The 22,410-nt window shown below is 68.3% G+C and carries 17 protein-coding genes and 1 pseudogene; 5 read left to right on the top strand and 13 right to left on the bottom strand.

Annotation, left to right across the window (positions count from 1 at the left end):
- Positions 1-1,378 (top strand): annotated as a pseudogene (locus tag ACYQ2W_RS14195) (hypothetical protein); the annotation flags it as partial.
- Positions 1,379-1,401: 23 nt separating this feature from the next.
- Here the strand turns inward: ACYQ2W_RS14195 and ACYQ2W_RS14200 are convergent.
- From ACYQ2W_RS14200 to ACYQ2W_RS14235, 8 genes are all read right to left on the bottom strand, one after another.
- Positions 1,402-2,328 carry a putative RNA methyltransferase gene (locus ACYQ2W_RS14200; RefSeq protein ID WP_459868317.1) on the bottom strand — a complete coding sequence of 309 codons (927 nt, stop codon included), beginning with the start codon at positions 2,326-2,328 and terminating at the stop codon, positions 1,402-1,404.
- Positions 2,279-2,533 (bottom strand): hypothetical protein, encoded by a 255-nt coding sequence (locus tag ACYQ2W_RS14205; protein ID WP_459868320.1) that lies wholly within the window; start codon positions 2,531-2,533, stop codon positions 2,279-2,281. The genes ACYQ2W_RS14200 and ACYQ2W_RS14205 overlap by 50 nt, the downstream gene beginning before the upstream one ends.
- A 219-nt stretch (positions 2,534-2,752) precedes the next feature.
- Positions 2,753-3,139: a RidA family protein gene (locus ACYQ2W_RS14210; RefSeq protein ID WP_459868323.1), complete on the bottom strand. Its 387-nt coding sequence runs from the start codon at positions 3,137-3,139 to the stop codon at positions 2,753-2,755.
- 319 nt (positions 3,140-3,458) lie between these two features.
- A complete protein-coding gene (locus tag ACYQ2W_RS14215) occupies positions 3,459-4,664 on the bottom strand; it encodes a hypothetical protein (RefSeq protein ID WP_459868325.1) in 1,206 nt (401 codons plus the stop codon).
- Positions 4,665-4,773: 109 nt separating this feature from the next.
- Positions 4,774-5,475 (bottom strand): ABC transporter ATP-binding protein, encoded by a 702-nt coding sequence (locus tag ACYQ2W_RS14220; protein ID WP_459868328.1) that lies wholly within the window; start codon positions 5,473-5,475, stop codon positions 4,774-4,776.
- 219 nt (positions 5,476-5,694) lie between these two features.
- Positions 5,695-6,972 carry an ABC transporter permease gene (locus tag ACYQ2W_RS14225; protein WP_459868331.1) on the bottom strand — a complete coding sequence of 426 codons (1,278 nt, stop codon included), beginning with the start codon at positions 6,970-6,972 and terminating at the stop codon, positions 5,695-5,697.
- On the bottom strand, positions 6,969-8,270 hold the full coding sequence (locus ACYQ2W_RS14230; protein WP_459868334.1) for an ABC transporter permease: 1,302 nt from the start codon (positions 8,268-8,270) through the stop codon (positions 6,969-6,971). The genes ACYQ2W_RS14225 and ACYQ2W_RS14230 overlap by 4 nt, the downstream gene beginning before the upstream one ends.
- 7 nt (positions 8,271-8,277) lie before the next feature.
- A complete protein-coding gene (locus tag ACYQ2W_RS14235; RefSeq protein WP_459868337.1) occupies positions 8,278-9,036 on the bottom strand; it encodes an outer membrane lipoprotein-sorting protein in 759 nt (252 codons plus the stop codon).
- A gap of 101 nt (positions 9,037-9,137) precedes the next feature.
- On the opposite strand from ACYQ2W_RS14235, the gene ACYQ2W_RS14240 reads away from it, so the two are divergent.
- Complete coding sequence (locus ACYQ2W_RS14240) at positions 9,138-10,610, top strand: tetratricopeptide repeat protein (protein ID WP_459868340.1); 1,473 nt, start codon at positions 9,138-9,140, stop codon at positions 10,608-10,610.
- 143 nt (positions 10,611-10,753) lie between these two features.
- Here the strand turns inward: ACYQ2W_RS14240 and ACYQ2W_RS14245 are convergent, their stop codons facing one another.
- Both ACYQ2W_RS14245 and ACYQ2W_RS14250 read right to left on the bottom strand, forming a co-directional pair.
- Positions 10,754-12,589 (bottom strand): hypothetical protein, encoded by a 1,836-nt coding sequence (locus ACYQ2W_RS14245; protein WP_459868343.1) that lies wholly within the window; start codon positions 12,587-12,589, stop codon positions 10,754-10,756.
- Between the two features lie 75 nt (positions 12,590-12,664).
- Positions 12,665-13,336 carry a hypothetical protein gene (locus ACYQ2W_RS14250; protein ID WP_459868346.1) on the bottom strand — a complete coding sequence of 224 codons (672 nt, stop codon included), beginning with the start codon at positions 13,334-13,336 and terminating at the stop codon, positions 12,665-12,667.
- 363 nt (positions 13,337-13,699) lie between these two features.
- Between ACYQ2W_RS14250 and ACYQ2W_RS14255 the strand changes: the two genes are divergently transcribed.
- Positions 13,700-14,872, top strand: coding sequence for an HD-GYP domain-containing protein (locus ACYQ2W_RS14255; protein ID WP_459868349.1), 1,173 nt, complete (start codon positions 13,700-13,702; stop codon positions 14,870-14,872).
- Here ACYQ2W_RS14255 and ACYQ2W_RS14260 read toward each other — a convergent pair.
- Positions 14,869-15,915, bottom strand: a complete 1,047-nt coding sequence (locus tag ACYQ2W_RS14260) for a matrixin family metalloprotease (RefSeq protein WP_459868352.1) — start codon at positions 15,913-15,915, stop codon at positions 14,869-14,871. The genes ACYQ2W_RS14255 and ACYQ2W_RS14260 overlap by 4 nt on opposite strands.
- A 218-nt stretch (positions 15,916-16,133) precedes the next feature.
- On the opposite strand from ACYQ2W_RS14260, the gene ACYQ2W_RS14265 reads away from it, so the two are divergent.
- Positions 16,134-16,514, top strand: coding sequence for a response regulator (locus ACYQ2W_RS14265; RefSeq protein WP_459868355.1), 381 nt, complete (start codon positions 16,134-16,136; stop codon positions 16,512-16,514).
- Between the two features lie 19 nt (positions 16,515-16,533).
- Positions 16,534-17,883: a PilZ domain-containing protein gene (locus ACYQ2W_RS14270; protein ID WP_459868358.1), complete on the top strand. Its 1,350-nt coding sequence runs from the start codon at positions 16,534-16,536 to the stop codon at positions 17,881-17,883.
- A 246-nt stretch (positions 17,884-18,129) separates the two neighbouring features.
- Here the strand turns inward: ACYQ2W_RS14270 and ACYQ2W_RS14275 are convergent, their stop codons facing one another.
- Positions 18,130-20,700 carry a sensor domain-containing protein gene (locus ACYQ2W_RS14275; protein WP_459868361.1) on the bottom strand — a complete coding sequence of 857 codons (2,571 nt, stop codon included), beginning with the start codon at positions 20,698-20,700 and terminating at the stop codon, positions 18,130-18,132.
- 178 nt (positions 20,701-20,878) lie between these two features.
- A complete protein-coding gene (locus ACYQ2W_RS14280; RefSeq protein ID WP_459868364.1) occupies positions 20,879-22,384 on the bottom strand; it encodes a glycosyltransferase family 39 protein in 1,506 nt (501 codons plus the stop codon).
- Positions 22,385-22,410 lie beyond the last annotated feature (26 nt).

A 22,410-nucleotide genomic window follows, 5' to 3' on the forward strand; every position in this document is an offset into this window, starting at 1 on the left:
GGTGCGTTGGTCGACCGACGAGCCGGCCTCCTCCAAGGTACGTTTCGGTAGCGCCGCCGACGCGCTCGACTTCGAGGCGAGCGAGGCGGGGATGGGTACGGTGCATCGGGTGCGCCTGACCGGCGTCGATCCGGCGCGGGTGTGGCTGCGCATCGTCTCGGTCGACCCCAGCGGCAACGTCCTGAATGGCGCGGTGCGCGCCGCCGAGGCGGGCGCGCCGTCTCCCTCGCCGACGTCCAGTCCGAGCCCGACTCCGACGCCCGTTTCGACGCCCAGCCCGACCCCGACCACGACCACGACCCCGACCCCGACCCCGGAACCGACGTCCACGCCGACGTCCACGCCGACGTCCGCTCCCGCCTCCTCTCCGGCGGTGACGCCGACCCCCACGGCAAGCCCTACACCGGAGCCCACGGCGACGCCCCCGGCCGTTTCATCCCAGGTATCGGCACCGGCGTCGGCACCCGCTTCGGCGCCGGCACCTTCGCCGACTGCCGCCGCGGGGAGCGGCGAAGGTGAGGAGGATGGCGCCGAGCCGGCGGTCGCCACGCCGCTGATCGGCGATCCCCGCACACCCGCACCGGACCTGAGCCAGCTCGTCGACGGCCGTGGTGAGGCGCTGATGGGACAGGTGGCGAGCGGGCTCGACGGCCATTTCCACCTTGCCGATACGACCCAGGACCCCGCCACCGGGGTGGTCAGCGGCAGCGACGGGGTCAACCGGCTGGTGTTGCGCCCGCTCGCCGTGGGCGAGGCGGCGCCGGGGGAGGCACCGGGTGTATGGGCCGGTGACGGCGGCGCGCTGCGGTTGGTGACCGGGAGCGGGGAGGCGATCGAGCTGGTCCCCGCCGTCGAGCAGCCCCAGCGGCTGGACGACGGCCTGCGCGCCGCCGGCCTGGCAGCGTACGAAGTACGCGAAGGGGGGCGGTTCGCCACCGCCGGCGGCGGCGTCGAGTACCACTTCCAGCCGGGGCTGGCCATCGCCCCGGCGGACGACGCCGCGTCGGAAGGGATTTCAGTGGTCCCGCGGGAGGGGCTCCCCGGCCTCTATCGGGTGGCGTTCGTCTACCGCGACGGCGACCAGCGCCTCTCCCAGGCGCTGTGGCCGACCCCCGCCGAGTGGAGCCCGCTGGGCGACTGGTTGGAGGCACTGCCGGGTATCGGGCAGGTGGTATTGGACGGCGAGGGGGTGCTGACCGTCGAGCTGGACGGGGTGCGCCTGCGCGGGGTCTTCGACTACGGGGTCGAGGGTGGCGGGAGCGGCGGTGCGCTGACGCTGGAGGAGGCCGGCGACGTCAACGGCGACGGCATTCCCGACTACCGGATCCGTTACCCCGGCGGGGGGAGCCAACTGCTCTTCATGGTTGGGGGGGAGTAGCGGGGACCTCCGGGGGGGGGCGCTCACGGGCGGCCGTGGAGGTCGATGAAAAAGTGAGCCTCGGTCTCCAGCCGGTCGAGTACGGCGATGCGGTGCTGCGTGGCCTCGTTGGCGTGCCAGTAGTAGGGGGTCATGGCGAGGAGCCGGGCAGGGTCGCCGGGTTGGTCGAGGAGTAGCGGGTAGCGCAGCTCCTGCCGTTCGAGGTGTTGCAGACCGGCGATCCCGGTCGCCGCGGGGGTGTGGGGCGTCGGGGTGTCGTAGACCTGTTGGCGCAGGGCGTAGAGGTGGTGGGGCGCGGGGGTGACGTGGAGGAAACGGCCGCCGGGTTTGAGGACCCGGCACAGCTCCTCCGGGTGGTGGGGGGCGAAGACGCAGAGCACCAGATCGAGGCGGGCGTCGGCTATCGGCAGGGCGTGGCTGCTGGCCACCGCGAAGTGGACGGCGCGGTGGCGTTTGGCGGCGAGGCGGACCGCCTCCTTGGCGATGTCGCTGCCGCCGAGGTGGAGGTCGCGGCGCAGGGGGGCGCCGAGGGTCTCGGCGATCTGGCCGATGTAGTGGCCCTCGCCGCAGCCGCTGTCGAGCAGGCGGAAGGACTCCCCCTGCCGTTGCCGGTAGGCCGCCTCGCTCAGTTCCGCCAGCCGCCGGGCCAGCGGCCGGTAGTGGCCGCGGTCGAGGAATTCGCGACGGCTGCGCACCATCGCCTTGCCGTCGCCGGGGTCATGGCTCCGCTTGTGGTGGGCGGGGAGCAGGTTGACGTAGCCCTCGCGGGCGCGGTCGAAGCGGTGGCCGACGTCACAGTGGAGCCCGTCGTCGTCCCCGTGCAGCGGCTGGGCACAGAGCGGACAGCGCCAGAGGGGGTGGTCGGGGGGCACGCGGGGGGGCAGGGAGGCGCCGCTGACGTCAGGCGTAGACGTCGAGGCGCGAGCCGAGGTGGCCGTCGCCGGCGGCACTGTGCATCTTCTGCTGGAACTTGACGCCTTCGCGGGCCACCTCCTTCACCTCGGCGTTGGAGCGCTGGAACTCCTGGGCGACCTGCTTGTGGGCTTCGAGGAGCCGCTGTGCGTCGGAGGAGGTGAACATCCGGTTGATCGATTCGATGGTACTCATGCGGATCGAATGGGTCAGCTGGTGGTTGGGTACGTAGAGGACCACCACATGGAGTGGTCGGCGGAATTATAGTGGGAGATACCCGGATCGCCAACGGGCGGGTGATCCCGTCGCCGGGGCCGTCATCTATATATTCAACCGTAGATTTGCGCAGATGAACGCAGATTTGGCAGGTATATATCTGCGTTCATCTGCGTAAATCTGCGGTTTATCTTCTTTTCGGGCTTACTTTGTGGCGCCAAAAGGGCCATGGTCCGTCGGCGGGAGTCAGCCGCCGAGGACCATGACCGCGTCCATCTCCACCGCGGCCCCTTTGGGCAGGGAGGCCACGCCGATGGCGGCGCGGGCCGGATAGGGTTGCTGGAAGTAGGCGGCCATCACCTCGTTGACCAGGGGGAAGTGGCCGAGGTCGGTGAGGAAGATGTTGAGCTTGGCGATGTCGGCGAGCTCGCCGCCGGCGGCGCGGGCCACCGCCTGCAGGTTGTCGAAGACCCGGCGGATCTGTGCCTCCATGTCGCCCTCGACCAGCGCCATGGTCGCCGGTACCAGGGGGATCTGGCCGGAGAGGTAGACGGTGTCGCCCACCTTCACCGCCTGGGAGTAGGTGCCGATCGCCTGGGGGGCCTGGTCGGTGCTGATGATCTCGCGGGGCATGGTTGTTCTCCGTGGTTCGTTGCAAAGCGTTCTTCTACCACAAGACGGTGCCGAGGCGTAGAGACGCTTCGGTTGGGCGATGGATGTCGCACTTCGGGTTCGCTCCGTGGGTGGAGACCGTAGGTCGGCGCTACCGCGCCGACGGGAACGGAGGCACCGCGTTTGCGTTGTGTCCACCATTCTTCCCGAACGGGATGCTCCGTCCGGGAAGAGCGTCGCGGTCGGGAGTCCGCTGCCTTCGTTCGCGTCGGCGCGGTAGCGCCGACCTACGGCCGGATACCCGCCGAAACCGGCATCCCACGGCGGGAGAGATCGGCGATCAGAAGTAGACGCGATAGCGCAGGGTGAGGGTGGTGGGGAGGTGACCGAATTCCGATCGGAGGGCGCCCGTGGCGTCCGCGCCCTTGCCGCGGGTGGTGGTCAGGGAGAGCAGCAGGTCGGACTCGTTGCTCAGCGAGTAGGTGAGGTTGAACTGGTGGAGCTGGGAGGTGGCGCCGTCCAGGAAGCTGTCGAGCAGCGTGTAGCTCCCCTTCAGCAGGGGGGTGAGGTCGCGCTCCAGGGCGACGCCCAGCACCTGCCGCCCCAGTTGCGGTTGTAGGCCGTAGCCGACCCAGTGGTCGCTGATCAGCGCGGCGAGTTGTGCAGCGTCGGATGCGCCGCCGTCGTGGTGGCAACCCTCGACGGTGAGCAGGGTGCCGTCGTCGAACTGGTAGTCGACGCCGGCGATCCAGAACCACCCTTCGCCTCCAGCCCCTGTCCTCTGGTAGTGGCTCCCCTCCACCCGCCACCCCATGCCGCCCCAGGCGCTCTCGAAGGCCCCGCCCGCGATCTGGTCGCCGTTCACCCGGCCCGCCGCCAGCGACAGCTCGGAGAGCTCCCCCACCTGCCGCCGGTAGTGGAGGGCGCCGCTCTCCTCCGTGGCGGGGTCGTGGTCGGGGGAGAGGACGAGGGCGGCGGTGAGCGAGGAGAAGGGGCTGGGGTACCAGTCGATTACCGCGCCGTCGATGCCCGGCTTGTAGTCGGTGTCGAGGTCGGTGGGGGCGAAGGCGCCGAACAGGTTGAGGGGCTGCCAGAGGCGGCCGGCGCCCCAGTCCAGCGGTTGGCGGCCGAGGCCGACGGTGAGCGGGCCGAAGCGGTGGCGGTAGTAGGCGCGGTCCACCTCCACGCCGAACCGGAGCAGATCGTCGGGGCCCTGGTGCTCGATCAGATCGCCGGCGAGCCGGCGGTAGCGGAAGAGCTGGCTGGAGTGGGGGGCTTCGGTGGCGTAGCCCTGGAGACGCTGGCGCGCCCCTTTCAGGTGGAACGACCACTCGCCCTGCTCGGCGGTGCCGTCGAGCATCAGGCGCAGCGCCTGCTGGTCGGCGGTGAGGGTGCGGTGGTCGCCGGCGGTGTAGCCCGCCTCGCCACGGCCGGGGTGGCTGAAGGCGCCGAGCAGCGAGAGGCGGCCGGTGAACTCGGCGGCGTGGAGGGGGAGGGCGAGGGTGGCGGCGAGGAGCAGTGCGTAGGGTGGATAAGCGTAGCGCATCCACCTGTTGCGGTTGAATCGTACCTCCGGGTGTTGGGCTTCTCCGAGAGGGTGGTGGAGGTGCTTCCGTTGCGGTGGATGCGCTGCGCTTATCCACCCTACGGGCGGGTCAATGGTCATGGTCGGGGGTGACCCGTCGGTCGTCGGCGATGCGGCCGTCGCGCAGGGTGATGATCCGTTCGGCCCGTTCCACCACCCGCGGGTCGTGGGTGGAGAAGAGGAAGGTGGTCTTCTCCTCATGGGAGAGGCGGTGCATGACGTCGAGCAGGGCGGCGGCGTTCTCCGAGTCGAGGTTGGCGGTGGGCTCGTCGGCGAGCACCAGGCGGGGGCCGGCGGCCAGCGCGCGGGCCACCGCCACCCGCTGCTGCTGGCCGCCGCTGAGTGCCGAGGGGCGGCGGTCGGTGAGCTGCTCCAGGCCGACCAGTCGCAGGTAGTGCAGCGCCCGCTCGCGCCGCTCGGCGGCGGGGCGTCCTTGCAGCACCATCACCAGCTCCACGTTCTCCAGGGCGCTGAGCACCGGCACCAGGTTGTAGGCCTGGAAGATGAAGCCCAGCTGATAGAGGCGGAAGTCGGAGAGGGCCGCCTCGTCGAGGGCGGCGATGTCGGTGCCGTTGAGGTGCGCGCTGCCCTGGCTGGGGGCGTCGAGGCCGCCGATCAGGTTCAGGAGCGTGGTCTTGCCGGAGCCCGAGGGCCCCACCAGGGCGGCGAACTCTCCCTCCTCCATGCTCAGATCGACCCCGTGCAGCGCCTCTACCTCCACCTCGCCCTGGCGGTAGCGCTTGCCGATCCCCTTGAGTGTCAGTAGTGCCATTGCGAAACCTCAAATCAGCCTTTCGTGAACCGATTCGTAGGATGGGCAAAGGAGCGATAGCGACGTGCCCATCGAGCGAAGGCAGTGAACTGCGCCGTGGCAGTGTTGTCTTGATGGGCACGCTCCGCTTTGCCCATCCTACATTTCTCGTATCTCTTGCCCTTCGTTTCTTTTCATGTCCTTCATGGTGAAACCAGTCTCGATTCCACCACCATCCCGTCACGTCCGTAGCGCCTCCACCGGGGTGACGCGGGCGGCCTTGATGGCGGGGTAGATGCCGGTTGCCAGGGTGGCGGCGAAGATGATGGCGGTGAGCTGGAGGACCCGCTCGCCGGAGATCTCGGTGTAGACCACCGGGTCCATGAAGGTGCCCATCACCGCGGTGCCCTGGCTCATCAGCGCCGAGAAGTCGATGCCGTGGCTGGAGAACCAGAGCTGCACCCCGCCCCCCACCAGCCAGCCGGCGGCCACCGCCAGCACGCTGAGCAGCACCGACTCGCAGAACACCAGCAGCAGCAGATGGCGCCGGGCGAGCCCCAGGGCGCGCAGCAGGCCGAATTCGCGGGTCCGTTCGAGCACGCTCATCAGCACCGTGTTGACGATGCCGAAGACCACCAGGATCAGGATCAGGGCGAGGAAGACGTAGTTGCCGGCGTTGTCGAGAACGACGAACTGGACCAGCTGCGGCATCATCTCCCGCCAGTCGAAGAGCGCCGTCTGCGGCTCCTCGACCAGCGGCTTCAGGCGCGCCTTCCACTCCTCCAGCTCCTCCGGATCGTCGAGGAACAGCGCCAGCCGGGTGACCGGTCCCCGCGCCGGGTCCGCCCCCTCCCCTTCGAGGAAGCGCCGCGCCAGACCGAGGTCGGCGAGCACCAGGAAGTCGTCCAGCTCGTCGACGTGGGAGTCGAAGATGCCGCGCACCCGGCCCAGCTGGGCCTGGGTGTCGCCGCCCCGCCGGCCGGCCATCAGCACCACCTTGCCACCCACCTTGGCCTTCAGCTTGCGCGCCATGCCGTCGCCGATGAGGATGCCGCGGCGGTCGCCCGGCTCGATCCATTTGCCCTCCACCAGCATCCCGCGCAGCATCTCCGCCCGCTGGTCGTGGGCATCGGCCATCCCTTCGAGGCCGGCGCCCACCGAGTTGTTGGCGGTGCTGGCGAGCACCTGGATGGAGATGCGCGGCTCCACCCGGCCGGCGAAGCCGGTGGCCTTCACCTTGGCCGCCAGCGCGTCGCCGTCGGCGAGGTACTTGTGGTTGGCGGGGGCCTCCAGATAGCTCCGCGGCTGGATCGTCAGGTGCCCCTCGCCGAGCTTGATGGCGTTGCGGATCATCGAGCTGTGGCTGCCGTCGCCGATGCCGATGAAGAGCACCGCCAGGCCGAAGCCGATGGCGATGGAGCTCAGCGTGATGAGCGTGCGGCGGCGGTGGCGCCACAGGTTGCGCCAGGCGAGCAGCAACAGCGTGGCGAGGGGCAGGTGGCTGGTGCAGCGGTTCATCGCATCGCCTCCGCCGGGCGCATGCGCACCGTCCGCCATGCCGGGATCAGCGAGGCGAGCAGGGTCACCGCGATCATCAGCAGGCCGGCGTTGACCACGTCGCCGGCCAGCAGGTGGCCCTTCATCACCGGTTCGAAGACCATCCCGCCCCAGTCGTAGCCGTCGGGCATGGTGGCGCTGAAGTCGATGCCGCGGGTGGCCAGCCAGTGGGCGCCGAGCAGGCCGAGGAGGGTGCCGGCGGCGGCCGCCACCAGCGCCAGGTAGAGCGATTCGAGCACCACCGCCAGCAGCAGCCAGCGCCGCTTCATGCCGATCGCCAGCAGGATGCCGAACTCGCGGGTGCGCTCGTGGATCGCCATCATCAGGGTGTTGAGCATCCCCAGGGAGGCGAGCCCGACCACGATCAGGCCGACGATCAGGTTCATCGCCCCGCTCAACCCCAGCAGGTCGGCGACCGCCGGGTTGATCTGGCGCCAGTTGCGCACCACCGCCGGGCCGCCCAGTTCGTCCAGGGGCTCGCGTTGGGCGAGGGCATGCAGCGCCCCGTCGATGGTGGCCTGGGCGCTCTCCAGCCGGTCCGGGTCGTCGAGGCGCACCGCCAGCTCGTGGTAGCCCTGCTCCAGGTACATCAGCTCCCGGTAGGCCTCTATCGAGAGCAGCACCCCCATGCGGTCGAAGGCGGGTTCCAGCGGGCGCAGCACGCCGGCGACCCGGTAGAGCGCGTTGCCGACGCTGCCGTCGGCCGCCTGGGTCACCAGTACCAGCTCGTCGCCGGGGTGGAGGCGCATGTTCTTCGCCAACTGGGCGCCGATCACCACGTTGTAGCGGGTCAGCCCGCGGGCGGTGACGTCGGCCACGTCGAGGCGCGCCTCGCCGCGGCGCAGGTGGTCGAGCATGCGTGTCGTCTGCCGCTCCCGCGCCGGGTCCACCGCCTCGATTAGCACCCCGGCGGAGCTCTCCGCGGCGCTCGCCAGGCCGGCGGCGTAGAGCCGCGGGGCGAAGTGGGCGCCGGGCAACTCCTTTTCCAGGGCGCCCAGCCAGTCGTCGGGGAGGGTGGCGTAGAGGTCGCGGTCGTCGATGAAGGCGCGGCGCTGCACCTGCAGGTGGCCGGTGTTCAGCTCGGTGGCGTAGCGCACCATGTCGCGGGCCATCCCCTCCAGCAGCGAGGCGTAGAGGATCATGATCGCCAGCCCGCCGGCCAGTGCGGAGATGGTGAGCAGGCTGCGCACCGGGTTGCGCCAGACGTTGCGCCAGGCGACGAAGGCGAGGGTCGGCAGCGGGGAGGCGTGGCGTTGCATGGCGGGGTCAGCGTCGCCGCTTCAGGTTGCGCAGGGAGAAGAATGCGTCGTCGAGGGGTACCCCGAAGGTGATCTGTCGGTAGAGGACCACCGTCGACTCGTCGGGCTTCTCCTCCGGTTGCAGGGTCAGCCGCATGGGGATGACCCGCCCGTCGATCTCCTCGGGGCGGTCGAAGGTCATGGTGCGCACCAGCGCGCCCTCCTCGTCGTAGTAGCGGGCGTAGAGGGGGGCCAGGGTGGTCTGGTCGAGCACCGTCACCACCTTGCCCCAGACCACCGCGGCGTCCGGCAAGGGCCGCGAGGTGATCTCGTAGATGGTGTGGCCGTCGCGCGTCCCCTCGAAGCTGAGGGCCGAGGTGTAGTCGTCCTCGAAGGTGCTCTCGCGGACGATGTCGTCGTTGGTGAAGTGGCTGCCCATCCAGGAGCCTGCCATCATGCTCGCCGGGATCTTGGTCACCCGGTCGATCTTCGGCAGGTAGTTCCAGATGTTGGCGTCCACCTTGAGGGTGGCGACGCCGCGGTCCTTGATCGGTTCGAGCACCCGCATCAGCGAGTGCTCCTTACCGCGGGACCAGCTCTCCAGGGACATGGTGCGCTGGTAGCGGCGGGTCTTCACCGTCATCGTCAGGGTGGCCTGCGAGGTCTCGCCGCGCCACAGGCGGTCGAGGTGGCGGATCAGCGGGTCGAGCTCCACCGCACCGGCCTGGGCGGCGAGGCCGAGCAGGGCCAGCAGCAGAACGAGGCGGGCGAAGGGGGAGGGCTTCATGGGGTCTCCTGCGCTCCATCGAATGGGGGGGCGGGCGACAATCCGGCGCGATCTTGGGACAATTCGCGCTTGTCCGGGTTCCGTGGCAGGTTAAAGAGTATATGGCAACCGCGATAGACAAGTTGTTCGAAAAGGCCGTGCATTCCATCCACGCTGCCCAATTGGAGCGTGCGGAAAAGACGTTGAGCAAGATATTGCGTCAAGATGGCGCGCATTTCGGTGCACTCAACGCCATGGGCGTGGTCATGGCGCAGCGGAAGCGCTTCGCCGACGCTACCCGCTATTTTGAACGCGCGTTGCGGATCATGCCGGACAACCACGACGTAATGAACAACCTGGGCGCCTGTTACGAGCAGGCGGGCCTCTATGACGAAGCCGTCCGGGTGTTGGAACGAATGGTCTCTTTGGCCCCCGACAACTTCGGCGGATTCGCCAATCTTGGCAACGCAAGATTGGGGGCCGGAGAGGTTGAAGGGGCGATCGAGGCGCTACAGCGTGCCCTGCAAATCAATCCGACCCATCCACAAGCATGGAACAGCCTCGGTAGCGCGTGGAACGAACGGCGGGAGTGGACGCGCGCGATCGAGTGTTTTCGACGTGCGATCGCCATCGATCCGCGATACCGGGATGCCCACTACAACCTGTCCAATGCGTTGTTCCGGATCGGTGAGTTCGCCGAGGGATTCGCTCACTACGACTGGCGAGCCTCGTTTACCGCTGCTGCCACGGCGGTCCCGCTGCTGGAAGATCCTCGCGGCGAGACGGGGCGTATCCTCGTGCTGCGTGAGCAGGGGTTGGGGGATGAGATTCGCTATGTCCGCTTTCTTCGCTCCGTTGGCAATACGCGCGCGAAGTGGACGGCAACTTGCGATGCGCGGCTGAAGACGCTGTTTGCGCGTTCGTTCCCGGAGGTGACATTCGAGTCGCCGGACGGTGGACGCAACCTGCAGCGGTGGGTGCGCGCCGGGAAATTCGACCGGGTTACCCAAATCGCCACGCTTGGTCGATGGTATTGGTCGGATTGGGCGCAGGAGGTTGGAGGGTACCTCCAAGCGGACCCGGCAAAAGTCGCCGCGTGGCGGAGTCGTCTCGAGGCGGCAGGCGGAAGTCGACGGCGGGTGGCCATCGGGTGGCGCGGTGTGGCGGATGACCCCGCTCGACGGCATTGGTATATGCCCCTCGCCACGCTGCTTTCCGCATTGGGTGGCCACGACTTACTCGTAGTAAACGTGCAACACGAATGCACCCCGGAGGAGGTGGCGGCCCTGAAGGATTCCGGTGAGACGCTCTACACGCCGCAGATCAACCTGAAAGACGATCAAGACGAACTGGCGTCGCTGCTGTCCGCGGTTGACGTGGTGATCTCCGGGACCTCTTCGTTGGCGGAGTTGGCCGGTGCAATCGGTCTTCCGGTGTGGGTGCCGTCGGCGATTTCCGATGAGAAGTGGGATATGAGCATCACCTATCGAAAGGCGGTCTATCCATCCATGACGGTCTTCCCCACCGACGGAGATGCGCATTGGCGCGCTGTCGCGCAGCAAATCGTTGCTGCACTCGATGATCTGTCTTGGTGAAAAAAAGCCAACTTCCGTTCCCAAAGTTGATTGCCCGTACTGTATTGCAGTCGGTGTGAGTCGTTGTACGGATAAACCGACCACTATCGGATACGACTCTCGCGATCGCGTACCGCGGGGTGGGGGGCGGGTTCCAGCGGCGCTCAGAAGATCTCCCGCGGGGAGAGCGGCAGGTCGGGGTAGATGGTGTAGGTGGGGCTGCCGTAAGCGGTGATGATGATGGTGGCGTTGTTGTTGACGTTGCCGGTGGACCAGAAGACCCGTCCGACGGCGTCGGAGAACGGTGCATTCATGGTGTCGGGGCCGCGGGCGGAGATGCCCGTGAAATCCTTTCCGATCCGCGACGAGGCGAACGGCCGGTGTTGGCAGACGATTCCCCCCGAGTACACGGTGGCGCACATCTCTTTCGTCTTGCGGTCGTAGTAGGCGGTCATTAGCGGGTAGCTGCCGACCTTGGGTTGGTTCCAGGTTTCCAGCACCTCGCCCGTATCGCCGTTCACCCGCAGCGCCTCCAGTCCGTTCTGGTGGATGCGGCTGATCCAGACGCTGCCATCGTCGAGGGCCACCAGGGGTTGAGGGTTGCCGTCGGTGGAGACGGCGGAGGTGTTTCGCCATGCCCGTGTGCCGTCGTTGGAGATGCCAGTGACCACCTCGCCGCTGGATAGGATTAGCCCCCCGTTGGCGGTGAGCGTCGAATAGCGGGCGTCGGGGAAACCGTAGGGGAGGTCGGGGCCGACGTAGGTGACCTCGCCACTGGCGTCCAACTTGACCAAGCGCCAGATCGTGCGGCCTAGCCAGGGGTAGGAGAAGGCGCCGGCCAACAGGAATTCGCCCTGTTTGTTCGGTGCGCCGCCCGCCATGCCATCCAGAATCCCCTCCGTTGCGGTGTCATTTTGATACTCGACCATCTTTTCGAAGATGACGTCGCCCCGCGGCGAGAATTTGCTCACGAAAGGCCGGGTGTACGAGTTGGTGTCGCACGGAGCGACGGCCTGTGCCACGTAGACGTTGCCGGAGGTGTCGCGGCCGTAGGCCCCGACATCCTGGCGGTAGTTGCACCCGGGCAGGGAGCGGTCGGCGATGACGTTACCCGCCTCGTCGAAAAAACGGAGCATGCTGCCGTTGGAGACGGTGATGGAGGAGAGCCCGCCGCTGGTCGGCAGGTCCGCGCACCGCCACTGGCTGCCGTCGAAGCGCAGGATCTGGTCGGTGGCGCAGCCGATGGTGTCAAGGAACGAATCGCCGACCGGTCCCTGTGGGCCTTGTGGTCCCTGCACGCCGGCGACGCCCTGGGGCCCCTGCTCTCCCTGCGGGCCGGTGGGCCCCGCGACGCCCTGGGGCCCCTGCTCTCCCTGCGGGCCGGTGGGCCCCGCAACGCCCTGGGGTCCCTGCTCTCCTTGCGGGCCGGTGGGCCCCGCAACGCCCTGGGGCCCCCGCTCCCCCTGTGGGCCCTGAAGATCGGTGGGGTCGCCGACCCAACGGCCACTACTGTCGATCACTGCGACGCCGTTGACGGTAACGCTGTTGGGAGTGATGTCGGCGTCCGCTACGTCGCCGGCATTGGTCGCGAAGTCGGCGTTGGTGGTGTGGTTGGCCTCCGCCGCCTGGTCGGCCTGGAGGGCCCGGGTCGCCTGGTTGGCGAAAAAGCTGTGGGCCGTGCTGCTGATGTACTGGCGGGGGGACATCGGCAGGTCGCTGCCGATCTGGATCTCCAGCCAGCGGTCGCCGCCGTCGAAGGCGGCGGAGAGTCCCGTGGTGAGGGTGCCGATCTGCAGGTCGAACAGGCCGGCGGAGACCATGACGCCGCCGTGGAACTCGTTCCACAGCGGGGTGCCGCCGCTCGGCGCGTCATAGATCGTGAAGGTGATGTCGACGACCCCCTCCAGCGGCACTTGGTAGGCGTCTTCGAGCTTGCCTTGATAGTTGATCACGTCGGGGACCGCCAGGGCGGTTCCGCTCAATAGAGCGGCCAGCAACATAATCGTGATCCTTGCAAAGGGTGTCATCGGCTCCTCCCTTCCAGTTTGGAGTGTTGTCGTGGGTTTTCGTCTGGGTCAGGCCAGGGTGGCCTGCTGGTAGGCGTCTTTGAAGGTGTTGACCGCGGTTCGGTAGTCGCCGGCCGACCATTCGCTGAGTCCTTGCGTCACTAGGGTACGGGCGCCGATGACGAAGGGGTTGGTGTCGCCTGCGGTGGAGGCAATCACGTTGATCTCGGTGGTGACCACCACCTCGGCCGCTTTGGCGAGGATGCGCTGGTAGGGCTCGGTGATCGGCCCCACCTTCTCCAGGTCGAGGATCGCCTGGCGGATTTCGTTGAGCCCCTGGGTGAACCGTCCGGCGTCGAAGTCGGCCAGCACCCGATTCAGCAGGTCGATCGCCTGGTCGATTCGCCGCGCCTCCTGGGTGGAAGTTCCGGGCAACTGGGCGATGGCGGTCAGCGCCTCCTGGATTGAGGTCACCAGTCGGTCGTTGAAGAGCGGCTGGAACGGGGTCTGGGGGATGAAGCCGGAACGTAGTGCGCGGGTAGAATCGACCGAAAGGGCGGCGGCAGGTTGGCCGAGGGCATCGACGAAGCGCCGCGTGGCGGTTGTCCGTTGGCCTCCCGCGGCATCCATCACCGAGGCGGCGAGGTGGTAGTTGGCGCTCCGGGGGCCGGCACAGAGAACGGTGGAGGCGAGCGCCCCGAGGGCGAGCAGGATCGACGAGGCGCGAGTTCCTTTGGCCATGGAGGGCTTCCCTGATCGTTGTCGGTGGAGAGTGGTGTTGACTGACTGGCTACGGATGCTAGCGTCGGGTGGGTGACGGTGTCTACGGCATTTTGACTACGTGTACGTAATACTATTATTACAATCTCGACGTTATTTCATTACACGGTTTCGAGTGGGAGGTGGGGTGTGATGCGATGAACGGTCGCTCCGCCGCGTTTGCCGGTTAACGGAATTGACGCTTGAGTACGCGGTTTCTGGCATGCTTGTGCGGATGAAATGGGTGTTTGGAGTACGCCTTCGTGATGATCGGGGTATTGCGTAACAAATTGGATTCGTCGCCGCGGCGGTTCGTCCGCCGGACGCGGACTTCGGGAGGCCGGCATGGATGAGGTGCTCCATCTCCTCCCGGTGGAGATGGGGGAACTGCTGGCCGGCCACGGGCTCCCCTGGGATCTGTTCGACAAGGGGGGCAACCTGGTGTGGACCCGCGGCACGGTGATCGAGTCGCAGCTGCACATCGACCACGCCGCCGTGCAGGGGCTGTATCGTGAGGCCGTTGGCGACGAGCGCACGGACGGGCGGGTGCGGCGGATCCCGCTGCGTGAGGATTTCCTCGCCGGGCCGATCGAGTATCAGTCGGCCCGCGAGTGGTTCTACGCCATGCGTACCCGGCTGCGCATGGCGCTCCAACTGCTCGCCGAGCAGAAGCCCCACGGGGTCGGCATGATCCGCGCGGTGGCCAAGCAGATCCTCCGCGCCAACGCGCGCAATCGCGACGCCACCCTGGCCACCATCCAACTGGAGCAGAGCGGCAGCTACCGGGTCACCCACGCGATGCACAACGCCATCGTCGCGGTGAGCATCGCCTCCATGCGCAAGATCCCGCGCGGCGAACTGCAGGGCCTGGCCTGTGCCGCGTTGACCCACGACCTCATGATGCCCGATCAGGAGAGCCTGCATCAGGAGAAGGGGCCGCTCAGCGAGGAGACCTGGAAGGAGATCCGCCGCCATCCGGCCGAGGGGGCGGCCTACCTGCGCGCCCTCGGGGTGGTCGACCGGGTGTGGTTGGAGACGGTGGAGCAGCACCACGAGCGGCCCGACGGTTCCGGCTATCCGGCGGGCTTGAAGCGTAACGACATCCGTGGTTCGGCACGGGTGTTGGCGGTGGCGGACGCCTGGTGCGCGATGTTCATGTCGCGGGCCTATCGCAAGCCGGCGGAGGTGAGCGAGGCGCTCGACGAGCTGAGGGCGGGGGCCGATCCGGAGGCGGCGACGCTGCTGGAGCGGGCGGTGGGGCTCTATCCCCCCGGTGCCGTGGTACGGCTGAGCAATGGCGAGACGGCGATCGTCATCGAGCGCGGCGACGGCGCCAATTCGCCCAAGCTGATGGCGGTGATGCGCCGGGACAACACCCCGTACAGCCGTCCGGTGGTGGTGGATCTGAAGGAGCGGGAGCTGGCCATCGCCGAACTGACCCGCTTCGACCCGTGGCGGCTGGCGGCGGTGCGGGTGGACGGCCTGTGGCGGCTGCCGGTGTTCGAGATCAAGGTTTAGTTGCCCAAGGTGATCCGGGCGACCGCCAGGTTGGAATGGAGCGGGCCGCCGTTCAGCGGGTCGACCCCGGTCGGGGTGTAGACCGCGTAGAGGGTGTAGTCGCCGCCGATTCCGGAGGGGACGGTCAGGTTCAGCAGCGAGAAGGTGAGCGATGACTCTACCGTAACCCCGCTGTAGAGGGGCGCCGCCTGGCCGCCGAGGCCGGAGGCGGTGGCGAAGAGCAGGCCGCCCGCACCAGGCAGTTCGATGGCGAACCAGAGGTCCACGGCGGTGGTGCCGTCGCCCGCCTCCTGCAGCCGGACGTCGAGGGTATCCCCCACCTCGTAGCGCGTCTGCAGGCCGCTGAAGGCGATGGTGGCGGAAGCGGTGGTGCCGGAGTCCGTGGTACCGGAGTCGGTCGTGCCGCTGCCGGGGTAGAGCAGGGCGAGGGCGTCGAGGTCGTCCGTGCGCAGGGTGCGCATGTACTCCGCGCTGTTGTAGGGGTTGGCGAACATCACCGACTCCGCTACGTCGGAGTGATCGATGCCGAGCAGGTGCCCCATCTCGTGGGTCACCAGCCCCTGCAACGGGTAGGGGTCGTCCATCCCGTAGCCGCCGGCATTGAGGCTCATCTCGCCGTCGATGATCGAGCCGCCACTCCACCAGATCGATGCGTAGCCACTGTAGTCGCCGAAGCGGTTGGTGAAGGTGGTGGCGTCGAGCCAGCCGATCACCAGTTTGTCGTCGGCGCCGTTGCTCAGGGCCTGATCGGTGGTCCCCATATAGCGGAAGGTGACCCCGCCGGCGGCGGTCCAGGTGGCGGTGGCCGCCTGGATGGCGGCGAGCGCGTCGTTTTCGGCGAGCGGCGCGCCGGCCGGATTGTAGTACCAGGGCACGCTGTTGTCGGGCCAGCGGCTGTTGCCGAGGCCGGACATCAGCGTATAGCGGGTGGCGTCGTGGTCGACCGGGTGGGCGGCGAAGTCCGAGGCGGTGCCCGCTTGGGCGGCAGTGACGGCGAGCGGCAGCGCGCCGAGGAGGAACGCGAGGAACGAGCGGTTTTTCATCGTGCTTCCGGGTGTGGTTGAGCGAGTCGCCAGGGTAGGGCAGTCGTCGAATCTCGGCAATTCGCGATAACCCGCGTCCGCGGCCAATTCATCCAGCGTCCGACAGCCTCCTGGTGGTCGGTCAATACTTCATTGACGGACTACTAGTACTCGTACCGATGTATCCGTGCGAATCAGCGGTTACCCTTTGAGGTGGACGTGTTTGGAGTGTTTTCAGGATGAGCGATATCAAGGATCCTTCAGCCATCCAGGTGTTGGTGGCCGATGACGACGCCTCCTCCCGACTCCATCTGAAGCTGCTGCTGGAGCGCTTCGGTATCGTGCGGGTGGTGATGGCGGAGGACGGCCGCCAGGCGCTGGAGCGGATCGATGGGGTCGCGCTGCTCTTTCTCGACGTGATGATGCCGGGGATGGATGGCGTGGAGGTGGTGCGGCAACTGGCCGATCGCGGTTTCGACGGCGAGATCATCCTGGTCACCGGTTCCACTGCGCCGATCCGCGACATGGCGGAGCTGCTGACCAAGTCCCTCGGTCTGCGGCTGCGCGGCACCGTGCGCAAGCCGATCGATACCGAGGCGCTGCGCGAGCTGCTTCCTTAGCCCGACAGGCTCCCACCCGATGAACGCCCGCCGCCAGCTGATCCACGATCACCGCCCCTTTCTGCAGGCCTACCGGCCCCGTTTCCAAGCGGTCTTCCTCAAGGTGAGCCGGGTGCTCGCCCCCGGCAGGGGCGACGCGCAAGTTCTGGAGGCGGTCGCCCTCGATTACTACGACCACTATTTCCTCGACGATGGAGAGGGCGGCGCGGCGGCCGCCGAGGCGGCGTTGCGCGGTCTGGCGGGGCCGGGGATCGAGGCGGCACCGATTCTCGCCAAGTGCTTCGCGGTGATGACCGCCGAGTTCGTCGCCCGGGCGGTAAAGGCGGGCGAGGTGGTGGAGCCGGTCCACGCCTTGACCGGCGTCCTGCGCGAGGCGCTGGCCGTCCTCGAACCGCCCGCCGAGCACCACGCCTGCGACGCCGGCGCGGTGGTGCGCTTGGCGCTGGAGCAGCTCGGCGGCGAGTTCACCCTGCGCCATCGTCGCCGGGGGGTGGAGGTGAGCGAGCGGGCCATCCTGCGCCGGGGGGACGCGGTGCGCGGGACCCTGGAGCTGATGCTGTCGGCGGGGCAGCGTCTCGCCATCGACGAGGGCGAACCGCTCGACCTGCACAACCCCGCGCTGCCGCGTCCACTGCGCGGTCAGGTGGAGCTCTTCGACGAGGGAGAGGGGCTCCTCGTCCTCGGCGGGATCGTCGAGGCCGACCACGTTCCCAGGCCACGCAACGGGGTGCGGGTGCAGCCGCCGACGCCGGTCGCGGTGACGCTCTCCGCCCGCGACGGCCGGCGCGACGGGCGCTTGCTGGATCTCTCGGTGGGGGGGCTATCGGTGGCCACCGGGGAGGCGCTCGCGTGGGCGCGGGGGAGTTGGGTCCATGTCCGTTTCGAACTGCCCATGGCGGGCCGGCGTGGGGCGGAGGCGATCGACGCCCGTGCCGAGATCGTCGGTGGTGGGCTGGTCGGACAGGCGTGGCGCTACGGCCTGCGGCTGATGCCCAACCTGCATCAGGAGCAGGTGATCGGCGAATACGTCAACCACCTGCAGAGCGAGGTGATCCGGCACATCGAGCCGGTGCTCCACCACCCCGCGCCGGCGCCGCCGCGGCGTCGCCCGTTGCCGCGGGCGGTGAGCGGGTTGATCGCCGCCGCCGTGGTGCTCATCTTCGCCGGCCTGTTCTACTACGCGGCCAGCCAGCGCCGGGGCAATCCGACCGGCATCGACCGGGTGGCCGAGCTGCTGTCGATCCAGGAGGCGTGCGACGACCTCGCTGAACGCCACGCGATCAGCGGCAACCCCGCCGACCTCTCCCGCTTCGACGCCTGCCGCCGCCGGCTGGAGGAGGCCCGCCGCAACACCAACTGGCAACGGTGATTTTTCCAAAGCGAAAAATCACCGTATTACGAGGATGCGTTGCGGGTGACGCCGATCGACCGGCGGGCGGCCTGATCCTTCGGCGCCACCGGTGGGAGTGATCCTCGGCATCCGGCGGGCGCAGCCCGCCCTATGATCCTTTCGGCGCCGTTGCGTGACTTCGCCCCGCCAGCCTTCCGTCCCAAATGATCGAATTCTGACCTCCGCCCCGCCCGCGGCGCTTTCGCGCCGCGGGCGGGGCGGAGGTCAGAATTCGATTTGGAGCGTGGTCTCGCCGCGGATCAGCGCCTCCAGCTCCTTCGGCGGCAGCGGCCGGCTGAAGAAGAAGCCCTGCTTTTCGTCGCACCCCTTCTCGATCAGGCAGCGTAGCTGCTGGTCGGTCTCCACCCCCTCGGCGATCACCTTCATCTTCAGGCTGTGGCCCATGTCGATGATCGCCTTGGCGATCGCCGCGTCGTCCCCCTCGCGGGTCAGTTCGCGGATGAACTCGGCGGCGATCTTCAGGTGGTCCACCGGGAAGCGCTTGAGGTAGCTCATCGATGAGTAGCCGGTGCCGAAGTCGTCGATTGCCAGGTGGACCCCCAGCTCGCGCAGCCGCTGCATGGTCTCGATGGCGCCCTCGACGTCGTCCATCAGCGCGCTCTCGGTCAACTCCAGCTCCAGCCAGTCGGGGTCGAGGCCGCTGTTGGCGAGGGTCAGCGCCACCGCCTCGACGATCGCCCCCTGGCGGAACTGGCGGGCGGAGAGGTTCACCGCGATGCGCACCCGGGTCAGCCCCGCCTCCTGCCATTGCCGGGCCTGGCGGCACGCCTCGTCGAGCACCCAGTGGCCGATCGGCACGATCAGCCCCGACTCCTCGGCCACCGGGATGAACTCCGCCGGGGAAACCACCCCGCGCTCCGGGTGCTGCCAGCGGATCAGCGCCTCCAGACCGATGATCCGGCCGCTCTCCAGCGATACCTGCGGCTGGTAGTGGAGGAAGAACTCGTGCTGTTCGATCGCCCGGTGAAGATCGGCGATCAGCGCCATCCGCGCGTGGGCTGCGGCGTTCATGTCGGCGGTGTGGAACTGGTAGGTGCCGCCACCCTCGCGCTTGGCGCGGTACATGGCGGTGTCGGCGTTCTTCAGCAGGGCGTTGATGTCGCTGTCGTCGAAGGGGTAGATGGTGATGCCGATGCTGGTGCCGGTGAAGATCAACCCCTCGCCGATCTGGAACGGCTGGCTGAGGGCCTCCACCAACTTGTCGGCCAGGGCGGCGGCGCCGTCGACGTTGGTCAGGCAGGTTTGGATGATGGCGAACTCGTCGCCGCCGAGTCGGGCGACGCAGTCGTTGGCCCGCAGTATTCCCTTCAGCCGTTCGGCCACCGCCTGCAACAGGGCATCGCCGATCTCGTGGCCCAGCGAGTCGTTGACGTCCTTGAAGTTGTCCAGGTCGAGAAAGAGCAGGGCGGCGAGGCGCTCCTCGCGCCGCGCCTCGGCGATCCCGTGCTCCAGCCGCTCCTGGAAGAGCCGCCGGTTGGGCAGGCCGGTGAGCGGGTCGTAGAAGGCGAGCCGCTGGATATGCTCCTCGGCCTGTTTGCGCTGGGTGATGTCCTGGTGGACGGCGATGAAGTGGGTGATCCCGCCGAGGGCACCGTGGATCGGGGTGATGGTCTGCTCCACGGTATACAGATGCCCGTCGCGATGGCGCTGGATCACCTCCCCCTTCCACGGGTGGCCGGCGCTTATCGTCTGCCACAGCTCGCGGTAGGTCTCCGGGTCCTGCTCGCCGGACTTGAGGATGCGCGGGTTCTCGCCGATCGCCGCCTCCGCGCTCCAGCCGGAGAGTTCGGTGAAGGCGGGGTTGACCCAGCGGATGGTCCCCGCGCGGTCGGTGATCACGATGGCGTTGGCGGCGGTCTCCATGGCCGCCCCCTGGAGGCGCAGGCGCTGCTGCTCCCCGGCCACCATGATCGCCACTGCGATGCGCTCCACCAGCTCCTCCAGGCGCACCGCCACCGGGCCGGAGAAGAGCCCGTCGCGGGAAGCGAAGAGCTCCAGGGCACCGATCGTCTCGCGCCGCTCCTCGCTCCCGGAGTGGAGCGGCAGCACCAGGGCGCAGGCGACCTTCGACGCTTCGGCCCAGCGGCGCACCTCCTCCACCCCGTGCTGGCGGAAATGGAGCACTTCGGCGTTGCCGCCGGCGAGCGCCCGCGCCAGCGGCCCCTCGGCCCGCCAGCGCTCGCCGAGGGTTGCTTCCAGGCCACCGATCACCGCGTCGTCTCCCGCCTCGGCGCGCACCTCGTAGCGGCCGTCGTCGCCGCGCAGGGTGATCCGTGCCAGGGGTAGCCGGTAGGTTTCGGCGAGCCGGGTGGCGATGAACTGGAGCAGGTAGTCGAGCGGGTGGCCGGAGAGCACCCGCTCGTCGATCTCGCGCAGCAGCTCGGCGGCGGCGGCGCGCCGCTTCTCGTCGCCGATCTCGTGGAAGACGGTGCCGACGGCGACGATCCGCCCGTCCTCCATCATCGGCGTGGAGACGTAGCGCACCGGCACCAGGGTGCCGTCGCGGTGGGTGAAGACGTCGTCCTCGGTGGCGTAGGTGCGCCCCAGGGCGAGCACCTTGTGTACCGGGCACTCCTCGGCGGGGAAGGGGGAACCGTCGGCCTTCTGGTAGTGGATCGCCTCGTGGACGCCGCGCCCGGCCAGCTCGTCGGCGCGCCAGCCGAGGATCTGCTCCGCCTTACGGTTCATATGGATCAGGCGCAGTTCGGCGTCGAGGATGTAGACCCCGGCGTCGAGGCCATTGATGACGGCGGCGAGCAGCTTTTCGGTGATCATCGGGCGTGGGCTCGGTAGCGCCTCCTGGCAACGGCTCTCCGGGCGCCCTCGCCCGGACTGGAGGGGATTGTCCCTGCTTCAGGCCGAAATGACGATTCTATGCGCTTTGTCGTGAAAAGATAAGAACGGACGCAGGCTCGTGGTGGTCGTTGGCGGAGGCGTTTCGACGCTACGCCCCTTACTCCCCGGGGTGGGCACGCAGCGTCATTGCGTGGCGGAGAGCTCGCGAGTCCTCGGCGTGTCGCAGGAAATAGTAGATCGGGTTGTCGTTCCATGACCACAGCCGCTTGCGGTAGAGATCGAGGCGTGGCTCGGCGATGGCTTGGTAGCCGACGGCGTCGGGGTGGCCGCGCAGGTATCCGGCCAGCTCCCGTCGGTTGAAGGCGTAGGCTGGAGGGGTGGTGCGGTGATGGATCTCGTAGATCGGCCGGATGTCCCAGGAGGGGGTGAAGAAGAAGGCGCCGATGGCCTGGATGAAGGCGGAGGGGATCAGTAGCGCGATGGCGTAGGCCGTCGCCCGCCCGCGGGCGAGGCGTCGCCAGTCGAGGAACGGCAGGAGCAGGATCGAGAGGAACGGCAGGGTATCCACCAGCGGGCGGCAGCCGTAGGAGAGCCCCCCCCACCAGTCGAACCATTTTGCTGCGACCAGCCACAGGGTGGCGCTGGCCGCCAGCCAGGGCCAGACCGATTGCAGGAACGGGCGGGTGGCGACGGCCAGCCCGACGAAGCCCAGCACGAGCACCGGGGAGTAGACGAGTAGGCCGTGGCTCGGGCTGAAGAGCAGGCCGCTCGCCCCCTCCAGCAGCGGGGTCGGGAACAACGCCGGCGACCCGGTGAGGTCGCCGGCGATGGCTCGCGAGGCGATCGCCTGCGCGGTGGCGAACGGCGATCCGAAGTGGTGCTGATTGTAGAGCAGCAGCAGCGCGGCGAATGGCGTGGCGGCCGCCAGGTAGGGCAGCAGGGCACGCCGCTGGGCGAAAGTGAAGTAGACGGCGAGCCAGGCGGCGGCGAATACCGCGGAGGGACGGCACCACACCGCCAGCGACAGGACGACCGAGAGGAGGACGACCCACCTCCATTCCCCGCGCTCCCGCCACGAGAGGAAGAGCCACAGCGCCAGGCTGTAGAGGAAGAGGGTCGGCGTCTGCTGCCACAGCCCCTGGCTGGAGAGGCTCCATGCGCCGGTCCCGAGGGCGTACACGGTGGCGCTGATCAGCGCCTTGCGATCGTTGCTCAGCCGCCTGGCGGAGAGGAAGACGAAGCAGACCGACGCGGCCACCAGGAGGCTGGCGACGAGTTTGGCATAGGTGAACAGGGTGAGCGGATCGGAGAGGTCGAGGAGGGGCTCCGCAAGCGCGAAGAGGGGCAGTGCGAGCAGGCTGGAGCCGACGCCGAAGGTGTTGACGAAGACGCCCGGGGTGGTCGTTTCGGTGGCCCAATAGGCGGGTTTCAGTACGGTGTGTGCAGGGTCGGACGCGAGGGCTTGCCGGGTGAAGGCTTCGGGCATGGAGCGGGGGGTGAAGGTCACCCCTTCGCCGTGCAGGAGATGGCGGGTCAGATAGACGTTGCCGGCGGTGTCGCTGAACGGGAGGAGGTCGCGGTTGGCGTTGTAGAGGGTGAGGGTGGCGAAGAAGAGCAGCAGCAGGGCGTACGGCGGTGCGGAGGCTTTGGGCGGTCGATCCATGGTCGGGTTTCACCGGGCGCATCGCC

Source organism: Endothiovibrio diazotrophicus (assembly GCF_054657215.1).